16 protein-coding genes are annotated in these 15,974 nt (G+C 33.3%); 12 read left to right on the top strand and 4 right to left on the bottom strand.

Translation table 11 applies throughout. From position 1 onward, the window contains the following. Positions 1 to 59: 59 nt before the first annotated feature. Positions 60 to 1,367, bottom strand: coding sequence for a branched-chain amino acid transport system II carrier protein (brnQ, locus tag Q0U74_RS03285; protein ID WP_297392676.1), 1,308 nt, complete (start codon positions 1,365 to 1,367; stop codon positions 60 to 62). A 115-nt stretch (positions 1,368 to 1,482) separates the two neighbouring features. On the opposite strand from brnQ, the gene Q0U74_RS03280 reads away from it, so the two are divergent. Beyond that, entirely contained in the window at positions 1,483 to 2,760 is a 1,278-nt protein-coding gene (locus tag Q0U74_RS03280) for a folylpolyglutamate synthase/dihydrofolate synthase family protein (protein WP_297392675.1), read from the top strand. 138 nt (positions 2,761 to 2,898) lie between these two features. Here Q0U74_RS03280 and rpmB read toward each other — a convergent pair whose 3' ends face one another. Beyond that, complete coding sequence (gene rpmB, locus Q0U74_RS03275) at positions 2,899 to 3,090, bottom strand: 50S ribosomal protein L28 (RefSeq protein WP_297392674.1); 192 nt, start codon at positions 3,088 to 3,090, stop codon at positions 2,899 to 2,901. Between the two features lie 181 nt (positions 3,091 to 3,271). On the opposite strand from rpmB, the gene Q0U74_RS03270 reads away from it, so the two are divergent. The 10 genes from Q0U74_RS03270 (at position 3,272) to Q0U74_RS03225 (ending at position 11,601) form a co-directional block, all read left to right on the top strand. Then, positions 3,272 to 3,625, top strand: coding sequence for an Asp23/Gls24 family envelope stress response protein (locus Q0U74_RS03270; protein ID WP_019106948.1), 354 nt, complete (start codon positions 3,272 to 3,274; stop codon positions 3,623 to 3,625). Positions 3,626 to 3,638: 13 nt separating this feature from the next. Beyond that, positions 3,639 to 5,303, top strand: coding sequence for a DAK2 domain-containing protein (locus tag Q0U74_RS03265; RefSeq protein ID WP_297392673.1), 1,665 nt, complete (start codon positions 3,639 to 3,641; stop codon positions 5,301 to 5,303). A gap of 55 nt (positions 5,304 to 5,358) precedes the next feature. Then, entirely contained in the window at positions 5,359 to 7,392 is a 2,034-nt protein-coding gene (gene recG / locus Q0U74_RS03260; RefSeq protein WP_297392672.1) for an ATP-dependent DNA helicase RecG, read from the top strand. Between the two features lie 53 nt (positions 7,393 to 7,445). Further along, positions 7,446 to 8,012 (top strand): 16S rRNA (guanine(966)-N(2))-methyltransferase RsmD, encoded by a 567-nt coding sequence (gene rsmD / locus Q0U74_RS03255; RefSeq protein ID WP_297392671.1) that lies wholly within the window; start codon positions 7,446 to 7,448, stop codon positions 8,010 to 8,012. Continuing rightward, positions 7,990 to 8,475 carry a pantetheine-phosphate adenylyltransferase gene (gene coaD / locus Q0U74_RS03250; protein WP_297392670.1) on the top strand — a complete coding sequence of 162 codons (486 nt, stop codon included), beginning with the start codon at positions 7,990 to 7,992 and terminating at the stop codon, positions 8,473 to 8,475. Before rsmD ends, coaD begins: the two co-directional genes overlap by 23 nt. Next, positions 8,472 to 8,912 (top strand): ATPase, encoded by a 441-nt coding sequence (locus Q0U74_RS03245; RefSeq protein ID WP_288166851.1) that lies wholly within the window; start codon positions 8,472 to 8,474, stop codon positions 8,910 to 8,912. The genes coaD and Q0U74_RS03245 overlap by 4 nt, the downstream gene beginning before the upstream one ends. A 146-nt stretch (positions 8,913 to 9,058) precedes the next feature. Beyond that, on the top strand, positions 9,059 to 9,640 hold the full coding sequence (locus Q0U74_RS03240; protein ID WP_297392669.1) for a hypothetical protein: 582 nt from the start codon (positions 9,059 to 9,061) through the stop codon (positions 9,638 to 9,640). Positions 9,641 to 9,644: 4 nt separating this feature from the next. Beyond that, the gene (locus tag Q0U74_RS03235; RefSeq protein ID WP_297392668.1) at positions 9,645 to 10,196 is read left to right on the top strand and encodes a hemerythrin domain-containing protein; all 552 of its coding nucleotides are present in this window, start codon (positions 9,645 to 9,647) and stop codon (positions 10,194 to 10,196) included. 104 nt (positions 10,197 to 10,300) lie between these two features. Next, positions 10,301 to 11,167: an S-layer homology domain-containing protein gene (locus Q0U74_RS03230; protein WP_297392667.1), complete on the top strand. Its 867-nt coding sequence runs from the start codon at positions 10,301 to 10,303 to the stop codon at positions 11,165 to 11,167. 74 nt (positions 11,168 to 11,241) lie between these two features. Beyond that, positions 11,242 to 11,601 carry a hypothetical protein gene (locus Q0U74_RS03225; RefSeq protein WP_297392666.1) on the top strand — a complete coding sequence of 120 codons (360 nt, stop codon included), beginning with the start codon at positions 11,242 to 11,244 and terminating at the stop codon, positions 11,599 to 11,601. A 61-nt stretch (positions 11,602 to 11,662) separates the two neighbouring features. Here the strand turns inward: Q0U74_RS03225 and Q0U74_RS03220 are convergent, their stop codons facing one another. Beyond that, a complete protein-coding gene (locus tag Q0U74_RS03220; RefSeq protein WP_297392665.1) occupies positions 11,663 to 12,913 on the bottom strand; it encodes a hemolysin family protein in 1,251 nt (416 codons plus the stop codon). Positions 12,914 to 12,994: 81 nt separating this feature from the next. Next, entirely contained in the window at positions 12,995 to 14,821 is a 1,827-nt protein-coding gene (gene glmS / locus Q0U74_RS03215) for a glutamine--fructose-6-phosphate transaminase (isomerizing) (RefSeq protein WP_297392664.1), read from the bottom strand. Positions 14,822 to 15,221: 400 nt separating this feature from the next. Here glmS and Q0U74_RS03210 point away from each other — a divergent pair, with 400 nt between their 5' ends. Then, the gene (locus tag Q0U74_RS03210; protein ID WP_297392663.1) at positions 15,222 to 15,971 is read left to right on the top strand and encodes a peptidylprolyl isomerase; all 750 of its coding nucleotides are present in this window, start codon (positions 15,222 to 15,224) and stop codon (positions 15,969 to 15,971) included. Positions 15,972 to 15,974: the final 3 nt, after the last annotated feature.

Genomic DNA, 15,974 nt, shown 5'->3' with positions numbered 1-15,974 from the left:
AAAAACTCTTTTTACTGTGAAAGTAAGAAGAGTTTCTTTTTTTGTAAATTTTTAAATTATTAAGCTGTTTTTGCCTTTCTTGTGCTTGAAATTATCATTGCAAGAACAAGTCCAAGGATCATTGGCACAACCCAGCCAAGTCCAAACTTAGAAAGTGGTAAAGCTTTTAAAGTTTCGCCAAAGTTTCCAAGAAGTTCTTTCTCTTGAAGGACAAATAAAAATCCAAATACAAGTGAAACAATTGATGGTATCTTAAAGACAATATCATCTTTTATTTTTTCGTTAAAGATTCCTAAAATTACAATTGTCATTGCACAAGGATAAAGTGTTTCAAGTATAGGTGCAGAAATTTTTATGATTTCTCCAACGCCAAGCATAGATATTAGGCAAGAAACTACTGAACAGATGACAACAACAAGTGAATAGGAAACTTTCCCCTTGCTAAGGTCACTAAAGAAATTACCTGCAGCTGAAATTAAACCAATGGCAGTTGTTAGACATGCTAGGGCAGTTATAATTGACAAGATGTAAACGCCAACGCCACCTAAAATTCTATTAGTAATTTCTACAAGTAGGACAGTATTATCTGTGTCAACATTGTAAGTGCCAAGACTTGAAGTTTGTGCACCAATATAAACAAGACCGCCATATATAAAGGCAAGGCAAAGAGCTGCAATTATACCAGATACAATAGTTGCCTTTATTTCAACTTTTTCACTGGAATAGTTCATTCCCCTTACGGCATTAATTACAACTAGGGCAAACATACAACCAGCAATGGCATCCATAGTTTGGTAGCCGTCTTTTATTCCCTTTTCCAAGACATTTTCTATCATAGTAGTATCTTGAACTTGACCTATTGGACTTGCAATGCCCTTTACAATTAAAATTGCAATACAAATTATAAGTGTAGGTGTCAAAAATTTTCCCACAATATCTACAACTTTATTTGGTCTTATAGTCAAAAGACATACAATTACAAAGAAAATTATAGAGAATAGATATCTGTTAAAGGATTCTCCAAAAATTGGTACGATTCCAATTTCATAAGTAGTAGCAGCTGTTCTTGGAGTTGCTAGGAAAGGTCCAATACATAAAATAATAGCCGTAGAAATTATAATTGCAAAAACTTTATTAACTCTTGATGCCAATACATTTAAATTGCCATCGTATTTAGAAAGAACTATTATTGCCAGAAGTCCAAGACCAGCGTCTGTAATTGTAAATCCTAAAAAGCCTACCCACCATTGACTGCCCGATATCAAACCTAAGTATGGTGGAAAAATTAGATTTCCTGCACCAAAAAACATTGCAAAAAGCGCAAACCCGATTACAAATAAATCTTTGGCGCGAATTTCTTTGTTCATCTTTTTACCTCCATTTAATTATTTTTTTCATTTTATCACAATTACTCATATTTTGGTACACTAAAATGTTGAATAGAGTTAAAAATTTTGGTACTATTTCAATTAAGGTGATTATATGAATTATAAAGAAGCAGTATCTTGGCTTGAAAATAGAAATATACCTCTAGGAGAATTTACTCTTTTTAATATTAAAGACCTATTAAAAATTTTCCATAAGCCACAAGATAAATTAAAAATCATTCACATTACGGGAACTAATGGCAAGGGCTCTGTGGCAAGCTTTATAGAAAATGCCTTAAGGGAAAATAATTATAAAGTTGGTAAATTTACTTCGCCTTACATCACAAATATTCGCGAAGAAATTGAAATAAATAATGAAGAAATTTCAGAAGAAGAATTTGCAAATCTTGCAACAGAAGTTAGAGAAAAGGTAGAAGAACTTGACGAGAAAAAAATTTTTGTAAGTGGTTTTGAAATTTTAACTTCTATTGCTTACATTTATTTTGCAAGGAATAATCTTGATTTTGCAGTAATGGAAGTTGGAATGGGTGGAAGAGTTGACGCCACAAATGTAATGGAAAAGTCAATTCCAGTATTTTGTCATATTTCTCTTGACCACGCAAATATTTTGGGAGACACTATAGGAAAGATTGCCCATGAAAAGGGCGGCATTATAAAGGAAAACTCCCAAGTATTCTCTTACCCTCAAGATGAGGAGGCAAGAAATGAACTAAAAAAACTTAGCAGTGAAAAAAATTCAGATTTTTATGAATTTAGCCAAGATGAAGTTGAAATTTTAAGCTCTAATGAAGAGGGAAATGTTTTTAATTTTAGAAATCATAAGAATGTGGAAATTTCTTTAATTGGCGACCACCAAGCACTTAACGCATCCCTCGCCCTCATGGTTCTTGATTTTTTAAAGAAGGACTATGGGCTTGACGAAGAAAAAATAAAAGTGGGATTAAAAAAGGCAAAAAATATTGGAAGGACTGAGTGCCTATCTAAAGACCCCTTAATCCTTATTGACGGCTCTCACAACTTAGATTCCATAGAAAGAATTGAAGAGAGCGTTAAAAAATTTAAGTACAAGAAACTTATTTTGGGATTTAGCCTCTTAAAGGACAAGGACCACGGCCATATACTTAAAAAAATAGAAAACATAGCAGATAAAATTGTCTTGACAGAAATTGATAGTGATAGACACACAGATTTAAAAGAGCTTGAAGCTGAATTTAGAAAATTTTCAAAAAAAGAAATTTACCCAATAAAAAATAGAAAAGAAGCAGTGGAAAAAACTCTCTCTCTTGCAGGTGAGGGCGACATGATTTTGTGGTGCGGATCCCTATATTTAATTAAGGACATAAGAAAAATTATTTTAGAAAAATTAAATTAGAAAATTTAGAAAAGAGAAAAAGTTCCCTGTCACTTAGGGAACTTTTTTCATGAATTTTATTAAAAATAAAAAATCTCTTGCAAGGGGCAAGAGACTATGTAAAGGACCACAAAAAAAGGATCTTTTTAAGACCCTTAATTAGATAGCTCTTTCTACTTTACCAGATCTTAAACATCTAGTGCATACATTGATTCTTTTGTTTGCTCCATTAACTACAGCCTTAACTCTTCTAATGTTAGGAGACCAGCTTCTGTTAGAACGAGAATGAGAGAAAGATATTTTATTTCCAAATGTTTTTTCTTTTCCACAAATTTCACATCTTTTAGCCATAACGCACCTCCTTTAGTCATTAAGCAACAAGTATTTTATCAAAAAATGCTGCTAAGTGCAAATAATTTTTTCAATATGTTCTTATTTTACACTAATTTCACTTTTTTTACAAAGGAATTTTTCAAAATCTCGTAATCTTTTGTAAAATTTGTTATAATAGATGAGATAAGGAGGTGCCCTCATGCCGGCAATTATAAATAGAGAACTTGGAAATATTGTGATAGAAGATAGCGTACTTGCTAATATAGCAGGAATTTCAGCAATGGAATCCTACGGAATTGTTGGAATGGCATCAAAAAATGCCGCAGATGGAATTTTTGAACTTTTGAGATTTGAAAATCTATCAAAGGGAATTGTTGTAAACACTGAAGAAAATGAAATTTCTATTGAACTTCATGTTGTTCTTGAATATGGAGTAAAAATTTCTACAGTGGGTGAAAATATTATAGAAAGAGTTAAGTTTAATATAGAAAATTTGACAGGACTTGAAGTTGATAATATAGAAGTTCTGGTAGAAGGTATTAGACTTAAATAGTGGAGGTAAGATTTTGGAAATAAAAAAAATTAATGGCGCCAAATTAAAAGAAATTTTTAAGGGTGCTGTAAATTATCTAATATCCAGAAAGGAAGAGGTTAACGCCCTAAATGTGTTCCCAGTTCCCGATGGAGATACAGGTACAAATATGAGCCTTACATCAAAATCTGCCTTAAAACAAATTGATAGTTTAGAAGGTGATTTTTCAGTGGCAGATGTTTCTGCTGCTGCAGCTCGTGGTGCCCTTATGGGAGCTAGAGGTAACAGTGGTGTAATTCTTTCTCAACTTTTGAGAGGTTTCTCAGAAGGTTTAGAAGGTATAGATGAAGCTGGCACTGCTGAACTTGCTCATGCTTTTAAAAAGGCAAGTGAGACAACTTATAAGGCTGTTATGAAGCCAATTGAAGGAACTATTCTTACAGTTGGTAGAGAAACTGCAGAATTTGCTATAAGACATTACAAAAAGGCTGAAGACCCAATAAAATTTTTGGAAGATGTAATTGTTGAAGCTAATAAGTCACTTGACAATACGCCAAATCTTCTTGAAGTTTTAAAGGAAGCTAATGTTGTTGACGCTGGTGGCAAGGGTCTTGTTGTATTACTTGAAGGTGCTCTTAAAGTTTTAAAGGGTGAAGACATAGCTGATCAATCAGATGATGAAACTTTAAAGAAAAAGGCACAAAAGGAAATTCAATTTACTGAAGCTGACAAATCTCTTAAATATGGCTATTGTACTGAATTTATTATAAATACTGATTACGAAGACATTGATTCTTTTAGAGAAAAAATTGCTCCTCTTGGAGACTGTCTACTTGTAGTTGGTGGTGGCGGAAGTCATATAATTAAAGTTCACGTTCACACTAATGACCCAGGAATTGTTTTGCAACACGCTTGTGAGCTTGGCCTTCTTCAAGATATTAAAATCGACAACATGAGATACCAACATAGGGAAGTTCTATTTGACGACAGTGAAGTTCTTGAAGCCAAAAAGAAGGAAGAAGAGGAAGAAAAAATTGAAGAAAAGGATTATTCCTTTATAACTGTTTCCATGGGCGATGGAATGACTGAAACCTTCAAATCCCTTGGTGTAGATTATGTTGTAGCTGGTGGACAAACTATGAATCCATCAACAGAAGACTTCTTAAAGGGCATAGACAAGGTTGGCGGAAAAGTCATCTACCTAATTCCTAATAACAGCAACATAATTTTATCAGCAGAACAAGCAAGAGACATTTCTGATAGGGATGTTATTGTAATTCCATCAAAGTCTGTGCCACAAGGTATTGCAGCTATGCTTGCCTTTAATGGTGAATTAGATAAAGATGAAAATAAGGAAAATATGATAGAAGCCATAGGAAATGTTATTGACGCATCAGTAACTTATGCTGTAAGAGACACTACTATTGGCGGAAAAGAAATTCACAAGGATGACATCATAGGTATTGCAGCTAAGGAAATAATCTCAAGCGGCAAGACTGTATTTGATGTTGTCACAGAAACAGTGGATAAGCTTATGGACGAGGACATTTCTCTTGTAACACTTTTCTATGGAGAAGATGTGAAAGCGGAAGATGCTGAAGAAGCTTGCCAGGCTATTGAAGAAAAATATCCAGACATTGACATAGATGTAATAGAGGGAGATCAACCAATTTATTATTACATCCTTTCATTAGAATAATTAGAATTTTTATGAGCCCGAAGTTTTTCTTTGGGCTTTTATAATAGGTGAGAAAATGCTTAAGTTAAGTGATTCTATAAATAATTTAAAGGGAATTGGACCAAAGAGGGAAAAGCTCTTTCACAAGCTTGGAATATATTCAGTTAAGGACCTACTCTTGTACTATCCAAGAAGGTATGAAGATAGCTCAAAAATTGTAAAGATTTCCCAGGCAAAGATTGGAGAAAAAAATGCCTTCAAGGTGAGGATCCTATCAAAACTTCAAAATAGGAGAATAAGAAGGGGTCTTACTCTCACAAGTTTTCTGGCAGAAGATGAAAGTGGAGAAGTGGAGCTTTCTTTTTTCAATGCCTTTTACTTAAACTCTCTCATAAAAATTGGCGGAGAATATCTAGTCTATGGCAAGGCAGATTTTTTCAGGGGGAGGGTCAGCCTATCTAGTCCAGAAATCGAAGATATACATAAATTAAAAAAGCTAGGGAAAATTTCTCCAATTTATAATTTAACGGAGGGTTTAAATAATTTTGTCTTTGAAAATTTAATTAACCAAGTTATGGATTTAAATCTTTTTGAAGAAAACCTGCCAGAGGAAATTTTAGAAAAATATTCTTTTATAGGAAAAAATGATGCCATAAGAGCCATTCACTATCCAAAGTCCCGAAAAAATTACATAGGGGCTCGCCAGAGATTAATTTATGAAGAATTATTTTTATTTGAACTTTCAATTCTAAAAAATAAATTTCAAAACCAAAGGCGAGATGCCATAAAATTTGAAATAAAAGATGAAATTTACGATTTTATAAATAAGCTTCCCTTTAAACTTACAGAGGGTCAAGAAAAGGTCACAGATGAAATCTTTGATGACATGAAAAAGGGCAAGGCAATAAATAGGCTCATCCAAGGTGATGTTGGAAGCGGCAAGACAATTATTGCCATAATTATAATGTATCTTGCCTACTTAAATGGCTACCAATCATCTATAATGGCGCCAACAGAAATTCTAGCCAAGCAACATTTTGAGTCCTTTGTAGAGCTTTTAGAGCCTCTTGGAGTAAAGGTCGCCTTACTTATTGGCTCAACTACAAAAAGTGCAAAGAGAGATATCCTAGATAACCTGGAGATGGGATCTATTGACATACTTATAGGAACTCACGCCCTAATCGAAGAAAATGTAGTCTTTCATAGGCTTGGAGTAAATGTAATTGACGAGCAACACCGCTTTGGTGTTGTCCAAAGAAACATGCTGCAAAATAAAAATGTGGACGCAGCTACACTTGTAATGTCTGCCACGCCAATTCCAAGAAGTTTAAGTCTTGTTCTCTATGCAGACTTAGATATATCTGTAATAAAGACCATGCCAAAGGGCAGAAAGCCAATTAAGACAATTGCTATAAATGAAAATATGTTGGAAAAGTCCCTTGCCTTTATTAAATCTGAACTAGAAAAGGGAAGGCAAGCCTATGTAATTTGCTCTTTAATTGAAGAAAATGAAGACTATGAAAATTTGCAGGCTGTGGAAAAAGTTTATGAAGATTTGAGTAAATATTTTACAGGATTTAGGGTAGGACTTCTTCATGGAAAGATGAAGGCAGAGGAAAAAAATAAAATAATGAATGACTTTGCCGACAACAAAATAAATTTACTCGTATCAACAACTGTTGTGGAAGTTGGGGTAAATGTGCCTAACGCCAGTGTCATTATGATTTATAATGCAGAGCGCTTTGGACTTTCAACCCTTCACCAACTTAGGGGTAGAGTTGGAAGAGGCACTCATCAGTCTTACTGCATACTTTACAATCTTTCCAAGAGTGAAATTTCTTGGGAGAGAATGAAAATTATGATAGATTCCAATGACGGATTTTACATTGCCAACAAGGACTTGGAACTTCGCGGCTTTGGAGATATCTTGGGCACAAGGCAATCAGGCATGCCAAACCTTAGACTTGCAGACCCCTTTAGAGATGAAACAATTTTAAAATATGCAGCAGATGATGTGAAAGAAATCTTGGAAGTTGACCCAAACTTAGAGAGTAAAAAATATTTTTATTTAAATAGAGAAATAAGTGACTTTTATTCTGATTTGAACTAATATCTTTAATTATTTCTTGACTTATGGTAAAATAAAACTAATTTGGAGGCTTTATGAGAATTATTTCAGGAAATAGACGAGGACTCAAATTAAAAGCACCCAAGGGTCTTGATACAAGACCTACAGAAGATAGGGTAAAGGAATCTGTTTTTAACGTTTTAGGTCAAAATTTTTTTGACGACCTTGTCCTAGATTTATTCTGTGGCAGCGGTGCAAATGGAATTGAATTTATATCAAGAGGGGCAAAGAAAGCTTACTTTGTTGACAAGTCAAAGGAAGCCATGGACTGCGTGAAGTACAATTTAGACAAGGCAAAATTTTTAGATGAAGCAGTTCTTATTGAAGATCATTTAAACAAGGCCCTAAGAAATTTAGATGTGAAATTCGATTACATTTACATGGATCCACCCTTTGATAGGCGAGACCTTTATAAAAGAGCCTTTAAACTAATTAGAGAAAATAAATTATTAAAGCCTGATGGAAAATTAATTGTGGAGTATAATACAGATGTGCCACTATTAATTGGCGAAGGTTTTAAAGAAATAAAAAATAAAAAATATGGAAATACTTCCATTTCCATATGCGGATGGGATGTAGATGAAAGCAATATATGCGGGTAGCTTCGACCCGGTGACTAATGGACATTTAGACATTATTAAGAGAGCGAAGGACATTTTTGGAGAAGTAATTGTGGCAGTATTAGACAACACTTCCAAAAAAGAATTATTTACAGTGGGAGAGAGAAAAGAACTCCTTCACAAAGTTTTAGATGGCATGGAAGGAATAGAAATAGATTCCTTTGACGGGCTTTTAGTTGATTACGCAAAGAAAAAAAATTGTAAAGTAATAGTAAGAGGACTTAGATCAGCCTCTGATTATTTTAATGAATATACACTTGCCATGGCAAATATGCATTACAAAGACGGCGTTGAAACTGTCTTTTTGTTGGCATCAAATGAAAATTTATTTGTGAGCTCAACACTTGCAAAAGAGGTTTCAACCTTTGACGGAGATACAGATTTATTCGTGCCTCCTGTTGTAGGAGAAGCTATGAAGAAAAAATTACTTAGGAGGAAGATATGAATTTAATTGATTTAGTTGAAGAATTGGAAGATCTTGTTGAAACATCATCACAAATACCACTTACAAATAAGGTAATGGTAGACAGAGAAGAATTTTTGGAAATTGTTAACGAAGTAAAAATGCAAATTCCAGGAGAAGTTTCTGAAGCACAAAGAATTGCAAAGGACAAGGACGACATAATTAATGGAGCCCATGACGAAGCTGACAAAATTATTGCAGCAGCAAGAGCTCACGCAGAAAAAATTATTGACGAAAATGAACTTGTGAGAGAAGCTGAAGAAAGATCTATGGAAATTTTAAAATCTGCCAAGGAAGAATCTACTCAAATTAGAGAAGGCGCTAGAGATTACGCTGACGAACTTCTTGAAAACACACAAGTTAACTTATCAGAAATTATTAAAATGCTTAACGAAAATAGACAAGAGTTAAGAGGATAATTTTTAAAATAGTTAAAAGATAAGGAGAAGCTCTTTGCTTCTCTTTTTTATTATCAATAAGTTAAAGAAATATTTTACAAATGTGACAATTGTCACATTATTTTTTTATAAAAGATGATATTATTTTAGGAGAAAAGAGGGATAAGATGAGTTTATTTTTGGGACGCATTCACTATATTATGTATGATAAAATATTATTTCAAGAAGAAATTTTAGATAAGTTGATGGAATTGTTAGATGAAGAAAAAAGTCTTGAATTAAAAAAAGAAATAGATAAAGAATTTCCACTTGAAAGAGGAAATCTAGAAGATATAATTGATGAAAGTAATATTCACGGCTGGCTCAATGAGAGAGTAATAAGAAGCGAAAATAGACTGGCAAAAGTGGTTTCATTTCTATTAAGGGACTTTGACTTAGAAAAATTAAAAAATAAATTTTTTGAAATAGGAAAAAATTATAAGGCAGGAGACACTCCAATGGAAGTATTTTCTTTTATTACTTCAAAATTTTTAGACGGAATGCCCTGCGACCATGCTCTTGCTATTTTAAAAAATGTTGAGGATGAATTTGTCTTTACACTTGCATCTGATGTGCATAAAAATATTTGGGAAAATTATGTAGAGCCTCATATTTATTGGATGCTTAGGGACAGCCTTATTCTTGGAAGTTTAAGCTCCACTAGTTTAAAATACCAAAAAATAGATGAAAATTATGTAATTAGGAAGTGATTAAATGGATACTTTAAAAAATACTATTTCTTATTTGGAAGAAGAACACGAAGAAATTTTAAGATTTTGCGACAAAATGGAAGAAAAATGCTTGGAAATCTTAAGAGGAAAGGTGGACACAGAATTTTTTAAAAGGGCCATAGATTTTATAAGAAAGTATGCCGACGGTCTTCACCACAAAAAGGAAGAGGACATTTTATTTGCGGCAATGCTTGAAAATCTTGGACCTGTGGCAGAAAAAGTTGTGCGTGGCGGCATGCTCGTTGAACATCAAATGGCAAGGGGTTATGTTATGGAGCTTGAAAATAATTTAAATTTATTTGAAAAATCTAAGGAAGATCTTCCTAAACTTCACATCTTGACAAATGCCATGGCTTATGTGGAACTTTTGAGAAATCACGCAAAGAAGGAAAATGAAACAGTGTATCCCTTTGCCGACAAAAGTCTCAAAGAAGATGTCAAGCTTGAAGTTGCAAGAGAAATGGATGAAAGAATAAGGGAAGAAGAAAAACTTTTACAAGATAAAAGAAATTTAATGAAAGAATTGGGACTTTAGTTTACTTTAGCCTGTTATCAAAAAGATTACAAAATTATTACAAATCTTAATTTTTAAGGATTTTCGCGGAAGTTTTTGATATTATAAGACTTCGAGGTGAAAAAATGAAAAAAATATTTATATTGATGATAATTTTACTTGCAATGCCCTTTAGCGTTTTTGCAGCTAAAGAAGTAGCCATGCCACTTAGTGTCAGTGCAGTAAAGGAAAGTGAAACTTACAACTTTGAAATAAAAAATGCCAAGGATGGGGATGCAGTTGAAATTGAAGTAAAAAGCGAAGGCAATGATGCAAAAGCAAATATAACAAAAAATGTCTTTGTAAAAAATAATAAAAAATATATTTCAATTTCGCAAACAGAACTTGACTCACTTGTGGGACCATCCACTGGCTATGCCTTTAGACTTAGATTTGCAAAAAAGGATGGCAAGTCAAATTTTACAGATGAATTACATCTTGGCAAGGCGCCAATTTTTAGAAATTACAGCAACTGGGCTTACAAGGATTTAATGAAGGCAGAAAGCTTAAAACTATTCTCAAAGGATCTTGCAGCAAACACTAGAGAAAAAATCACTCGTGAAGAATTTGCAGAAATTACAGTTAAGGCATACGAAATTAAGTACAAGAGAAGTGCTCAAGGCTCAATTAAACATTTTAAGGACACTGACAATAAGTATGTTAACATGGCATGTGACCTTGGTATAATGAGTGGAAAAGGCAAGGATAAGTTTGCTCCAAAAGAAAATATTACAAGAGAAGATTATGCTGTTGTAATTTCAAATTTATTTAAGCTAGAAAAGGGCAAAAATATAAAAATTAAGGACGGCAAAAAGATTTCTGATTACGCAAAGGACTCTGTTTATAAGGCTCTTAGCTCCGGATTCTTAAATTTAGATGAAAAGAAAAATTTTAATCCAAAGAATCAAATGAAAAGAGAGGAAGTTATTTCTTCAATAGTACGTCATATTTGATTAAAAATTTACAAAAGTCCCTAAATTGTATATAAAACTTTATAATTGTGATATAATACTTCCAAGGTGAGGTAATGAAAAAAGTAATTTTTGACATTAGTCCACTTGGAAGTTTTCAATTTTCTTGTGAGACTTACATGATGTATTACAGAGAAAAATATGGACAAGATATTTTTTTCTACACTAGAAAAAATGGAAAGTATGTAAAGGTTGAAGACCTAGAAGAGCTCAGACATTTAAAAAGTAGAGTTATTGTAAGTGTTGACCTTGGCTCAGAAGTTGATTTTATTGCCCACGACTTAGATGCAAGAGTTAAACCACTGACAGAAGAGTTGGAAGATGACGAGTTACTTATAAATATAGTGGAAAGGCTTGGCGACAATGCAAGCTGGAAAAATTCTAAAATGAGAGTCGTTGAACTTCAAGAATGTTGATTAAAAATTTATAAAATGAGAAAAGAAAAGAGATTCCTTTTTACTGGAATCTCTTATTTTTTTATTTATCTTTTGGAAACTCGAGAATTATTTTTTCGATTCTATTTTTTGTCTTCTTTGCTATGGTAAATTTTAAGCCAGCGATATTTAAGACTTCATTTAATTTTGGAAATCTGTCAATATTTTCGATTATAAAACCACCAAGGGAATCAAATTCTTGGCACTCAAGTTCTGTTCCAAATTTTTGATTTATTTCGTCAATGTTAACTGAGGCATCGATTAAATATTTTCCAGGACCAATATTTATTATGTCCTCGTCTTCTTCTGTGTCGTACTCGTCAGAAATTTGTCCAACGATTTTTTCAATTATGTCTTCAAAGGTAATCATACCTTCAGTGCCGCCGTACTCGTCTGTAACTATGGCGACGGATAATTTATTTTGTCGCATTTCGGAAAAAAGTGTTCCCGTAGGTTTGTACTCATAAGTGAAGAAGGGCTTTTTGAAATAAGATTTATTTTCAGAAAGGGGTTTAGTCCTATCCATGTGAAAAATTTCTTTTACATTTAGTATGCCAATGATGTTGTCTAGGTTGTCTTCATAGACTGGCATCCGTGAATAAGAAAATTCTGATATTTTTTCGATAATGTCTTCATAGGAATCATCAATGTCAATTGCCACAATGTCAGTCCTTGGTGTCATTATGTCCTTGGCAAAATTGTCTTTAAAGCCAATTACATTTTGAATCATCATAGACTCGTTTTTATTTATAATTCCTTCTTCCATGCCAAGGTCCATTACATCAATTAAGTCTTCTTCTGTAATAATTGGCTCCTTGAAAGTTTTGTCCTTAATAATTATTTTAATTATGCTTTGAGACAAAAAGGTAATTAGCATGGAAAGGGGACGCATAAAAATAATTAAAAAATTTAAAAACTTTGCGTACTTAGGCACAATGCCTTCATAATTATTTTTGCCTAAATTTCTTGGAAGGCTTTGTCCAAAAATTATAACTATAATTGTGGAAATTATTATTCCAAGAATTATTCCTATATGATTCCATTTATAAAAGAAAAAAAGTGACATAAAGATGACAGCAAGGGAATTGGAAAAATAATCTAGGATTAGTGTGGAAGAGTAAATATTTTCCTTTTTCACAAGTTTTTTTATAAGTGTCAGATTTTTTACTTCCAAGTCTTCAAGCTTTGACATTTTTACAGGTCCAAGGGCGAGATAGGCATTTTCTATAAGGGTAAACAAATAGGAAAAGTAAAGCGCCACTATGGATATAAGTAGGTATATATACTCATTCATAAAATTCAACTCCATTAAATATTATATACCCGAAAAGTCTTTATGAAAACTAAAAAAAGCTGCACGTGGCAGCTCTTTTCTTTATTCAACTGTAACTGATTTTGCCAAGTTTCTTGGTTTATCTACATCATTTCCTAGTAGGACTGAAGTGTAGTAGGCAATTAACTGTTCAGGTATTACTGCAAGAAGGGGTGTGAGTAAATCTATTGTGTCTGGTATTTCAATCATGACATCAGATGAATCTCTCACAAATTCATTTTTTTCTTCTGCAATAGAAATTACTGTTGCTCCTCTTGCTATGAGCTCTTGGTTATTAGAAATAGTTTTTTCTAAAATTGAACTTTGCGTTGCAACAGATATAACTGGTGTGCCTTCTTCTATAAGGGCAATAGAACCGTGTTTTAATTCGCCAGAAGGGAAGGATTCTGTGTGAATATAAGAAATTTCCTTTAGCTTTAGGGCTCCTTCTTTGGCAGTTATATAGTCAAGACTTCTTCCAGTGTAGAAAATTGATTTTGCATCCTTAATTAATTCAGCAATGTCTTGGAATTGGTCCTTGTGTTTTAAAATTTCTTCGATTTGTCCTGGAAGTTTTTCCATGTTTTCGATTATTTCTTTTACTTCATTTTCAGTGATTTTATTTAGCTTTAGGGCAATGTCCATAGCCAAGAAGTAAAGTGAAATGACTTGTGTTGTGTAAGCCTTAGTTGATGCCACAGAGATTTCGGGACCGGCATAGCAATAGACAACCTTGTCGGCTTCTCTTGAAATTGATGAGCCAACTACATTTGTAATGGCAAGAGTTTTTGCACCAAGAGCCTTTGCTTCTCTAAGAGCTGCTAGGGTGTCAGCAGTTTCTCCTGATTGTGAAACAAAAATTACCAGAGACTTGTCGTCTACAAACATATTCTTGTACCTAAATTCAGATGCAATTTCTGAAATAACAGGAATTTTTGCAAGATTTTCTATGGCAAACTTGCCAGCTTCTCCTGCGTGAAAGGCAGTTCCACAAGCTGTCACATAAATTTTATTGATCTTTTTTAGTTCATCAAGGGAAAGACTTCCTTCAGCTGGAAGATTTATCTTGTAATCCTTGTGTTTAATTGAAATAACTTCGCGTAGTAGGCGAGGTTGTTCGTGAATTTCCTTAATTAGGAAGTGGTCGTAACCTTCCTTCGATGCATCAGCTGCAGAAATTTCAACTTCAGTAATTTCTCTTTTTATTTCCTTGTGGTTTTTGTCATAAATTGTGTAAGAGCCATCTCTCATGTCAACTACATCGCCATCTTCAAGATAGATAATCTTATTTGTGTGTTCAATGACAGAAGTAATATCACTTGCCACAAAGTATCCATCTTCGCAGATTGCAAAAAGTAGAGGGGAAGAATTTCTCACAGCAATGAGCCTGTTGGGTTCATTTTCATCTATTATACCAAGGCTGTAGGCTCCCCTTAAAATTTCTGTTGACTTAAAGACAGCTTCAAGGATGTCGCCCCTGTAATTGTCAGAAATAACATTTGGTATGACTTCTGTATCTGTTTGTGAAAGGAACTTGTAGCCATTTTTTGTCAAATCATTTCTAAGTTCTAAGTAATTTTCTATAATTCCATTGTGAACTACAGAAATTTTTTCATCAGTTGATAGGTGAGGGTGAGCATTTATTTCATTGGGCTCCCCATGTGTTGCCCATCTAGTGTGACCAATGCAAATATTTGAAGAAAATTCATTTTGGTCAAAGGAATCTTCCAAAACTTTTATGCGACCCTTCTTTTTAAAAGTCACAAGCTTATTATCTCTTATCATAGAAAGTCCAGCAGAGTCATAACCCCTGTATTCTAATTTTTTAAGACCTTCTAGCACTAATTTCGTTGCATTATTTTTTCCAATATATCCAACTATTCCGCACATATTTCTACCTCCAAATTTATTAGAGATTCACTACATTTATTTTGTTATAAAATTGCTTTTATTTTTTGTAAAATGTTTAGGCTGTGAAACCTTTAGAGCATCCGCCGATTTTCGATAACTCTATCCCTCGTCAGCCACTTGGGCTCAGGCGCTTAAATTATTTTTATCTCTTCAGTTGATTTTAACATAAGGCATATTTAAAGTAAACTTTTAAAGAAGTTCTGAGGATTTAGGAAGGATTTATAAAATATTTTTTACAAAAAACTTATATTTTATTTAGATTTTTGTCTCACAAAGGCTGGGCAATTTGAAAGCCTATTAGTTGAAAAAAGTTTTTTCAAATGGTAACATTACTTATAGAAAACATATAATTTGAGATAAATTAATTACGGAGGTAATAATGGATAAAGATAAACTTTTAGCTGAGGTAAATGGCAAGAAAATTACAGGAGTGGACTACAATTTATTTTTAGACTCCCTAAACCCACAACTTAAACAATATTTTGGTGGCGAAGAAATGAATAAAGATGTAGTAAATGAACTTGTCTACCAAGCACTTTTATACGAAGATGCAATAGAAAAGGGCATGGACAAGGAGGATGACTTTACACAAGTTTTGGAAAAGACTAAGGAAAGCATGCTAAAGACTTACGCTCTTGGAAAACTTCTTGCTACAGTTACTGTAAGTGACGATGAAATCAAAAAATTCTACGAAGACAACAAAGAAGTCTTTAAGGAAAATGAAAGTGCCAATGCTTCTCACATCTTAGTTGCTGAAGAAGACAAGGCTAAGGAAATTTACGAAAAAATTAAAAATGGGGAAGACTTTGAAGCTCTTGCAAGAGAATTTTCTACTTGTCCATCAAAGGAAAAGGGCGGCGACCTTGGAACTTTCACTAGGGGACAAATGGTAAAGGAATTTGAAGATGCTGTCTTTAATAATGAAGTTGGCACAGTTACTGAACCTGTTAAGACTCAATTTGGCTACCACATTATTAAAATCAATGAAAAAAATGAAGGCAGAGATCTTGAATTTGATGAAGTGAAGGACAAAATTGCTGCACAAGTTAGAAGACAAAAGGAACAAGCTCTTTACAACGAAAAAATTACTGAACTTAAAGAAAAATACCAAGTGAAGATGAATATCTAGGTG

Source organism: uncultured Peptoniphilus sp. (assembly GCF_946998875.1).
GTDB lineage: Bacteria > Bacillota > Clostridia > Tissierellales > Peptoniphilaceae > Peptoniphilus_A.
The sequence above is the reverse complement of the archived record's forward strand: the minus strand, read 5'-3'. Positions and strand labels throughout refer to the sequence as shown.

Coding starts and splice junctions, on each gene's coding strand:
- brnQ (WP_297392676.1), bottom strand. CDS start 1,367: ATGAACAAAGAAATTCGCGCCAAAGATTTATTTGTAATCGGGTTTGCG.
- Q0U74_RS03280 (WP_297392675.1), top strand. CDS start 1,483: ATGAATTATAAAGAAGCAGTATCTTGGCTTGAAAATAGAAATATACCT.
- rsmD (WP_297392671.1), top strand. CDS start 7,446: ATGAGAATTATTTCAGGAAATAGACGAGGACTCAAATTAAAAGCACCC.
- Q0U74_RS03240 (WP_297392669.1), top strand. CDS start 9,059: ATGAGTTTATTTTTGGGACGCATTCACTATATTATGTATGATAAAATA.
- rpmB (WP_297392674.1), bottom strand. CDS start 3,090: ATGGCTAAAAGATGTGAAATTTGTGGAAAAGAAAAAACATTTGGAAAT.
- Q0U74_RS03235 (WP_297392668.1), top strand. CDS start 9,645: ATGGATACTTTAAAAAATACTATTTCTTATTTGGAAGAAGAACACGAA.
- Q0U74_RS03225 (WP_297392666.1), top strand. CDS start 11,242: ATGAAAAAAGTAATTTTTGACATTAGTCCACTTGGAAGTTTTCAATTT.
- Q0U74_RS03210 (WP_297392663.1), top strand. CDS start 15,222: ATGGATAAAGATAAACTTTTAGCTGAGGTAAATGGCAAGAAAATTACA.
- Q0U74_RS03220 (WP_297392665.1), bottom strand. CDS start 12,913: ATGAATGAGTATATATACCTACTTATATCCATAGTGGCGCTTTACTTT.
- coaD (WP_297392670.1), top strand. CDS start 7,990: ATGAAAGCAATATATGCGGGTAGCTTCGACCCGGTGACTAATGGACAT.
- Q0U74_RS03270 (WP_019106948.1), top strand. CDS start 3,272: ATGCCGGCAATTATAAATAGAGAACTTGGAAATATTGTGATAGAAGAT.
- recG (WP_297392672.1), top strand. CDS start 5,359: ATGCTTAAGTTAAGTGATTCTATAAATAATTTAAAGGGAATTGGACCA.
- Q0U74_RS03230 (WP_297392667.1), top strand. CDS start 10,301: ATGAAAAAAATATTTATATTGATGATAATTTTACTTGCAATGCCCTTT.
- glmS (WP_297392664.1), bottom strand. CDS start 14,821: ATGTGCGGAATAGTTGGATATATTGGAAAAAATAATGCAACGAAATTA.
- Q0U74_RS03245 (WP_288166851.1), top strand. CDS start 8,472: ATGAATTTAATTGATTTAGTTGAAGAATTGGAAGATCTTGTTGAAACA.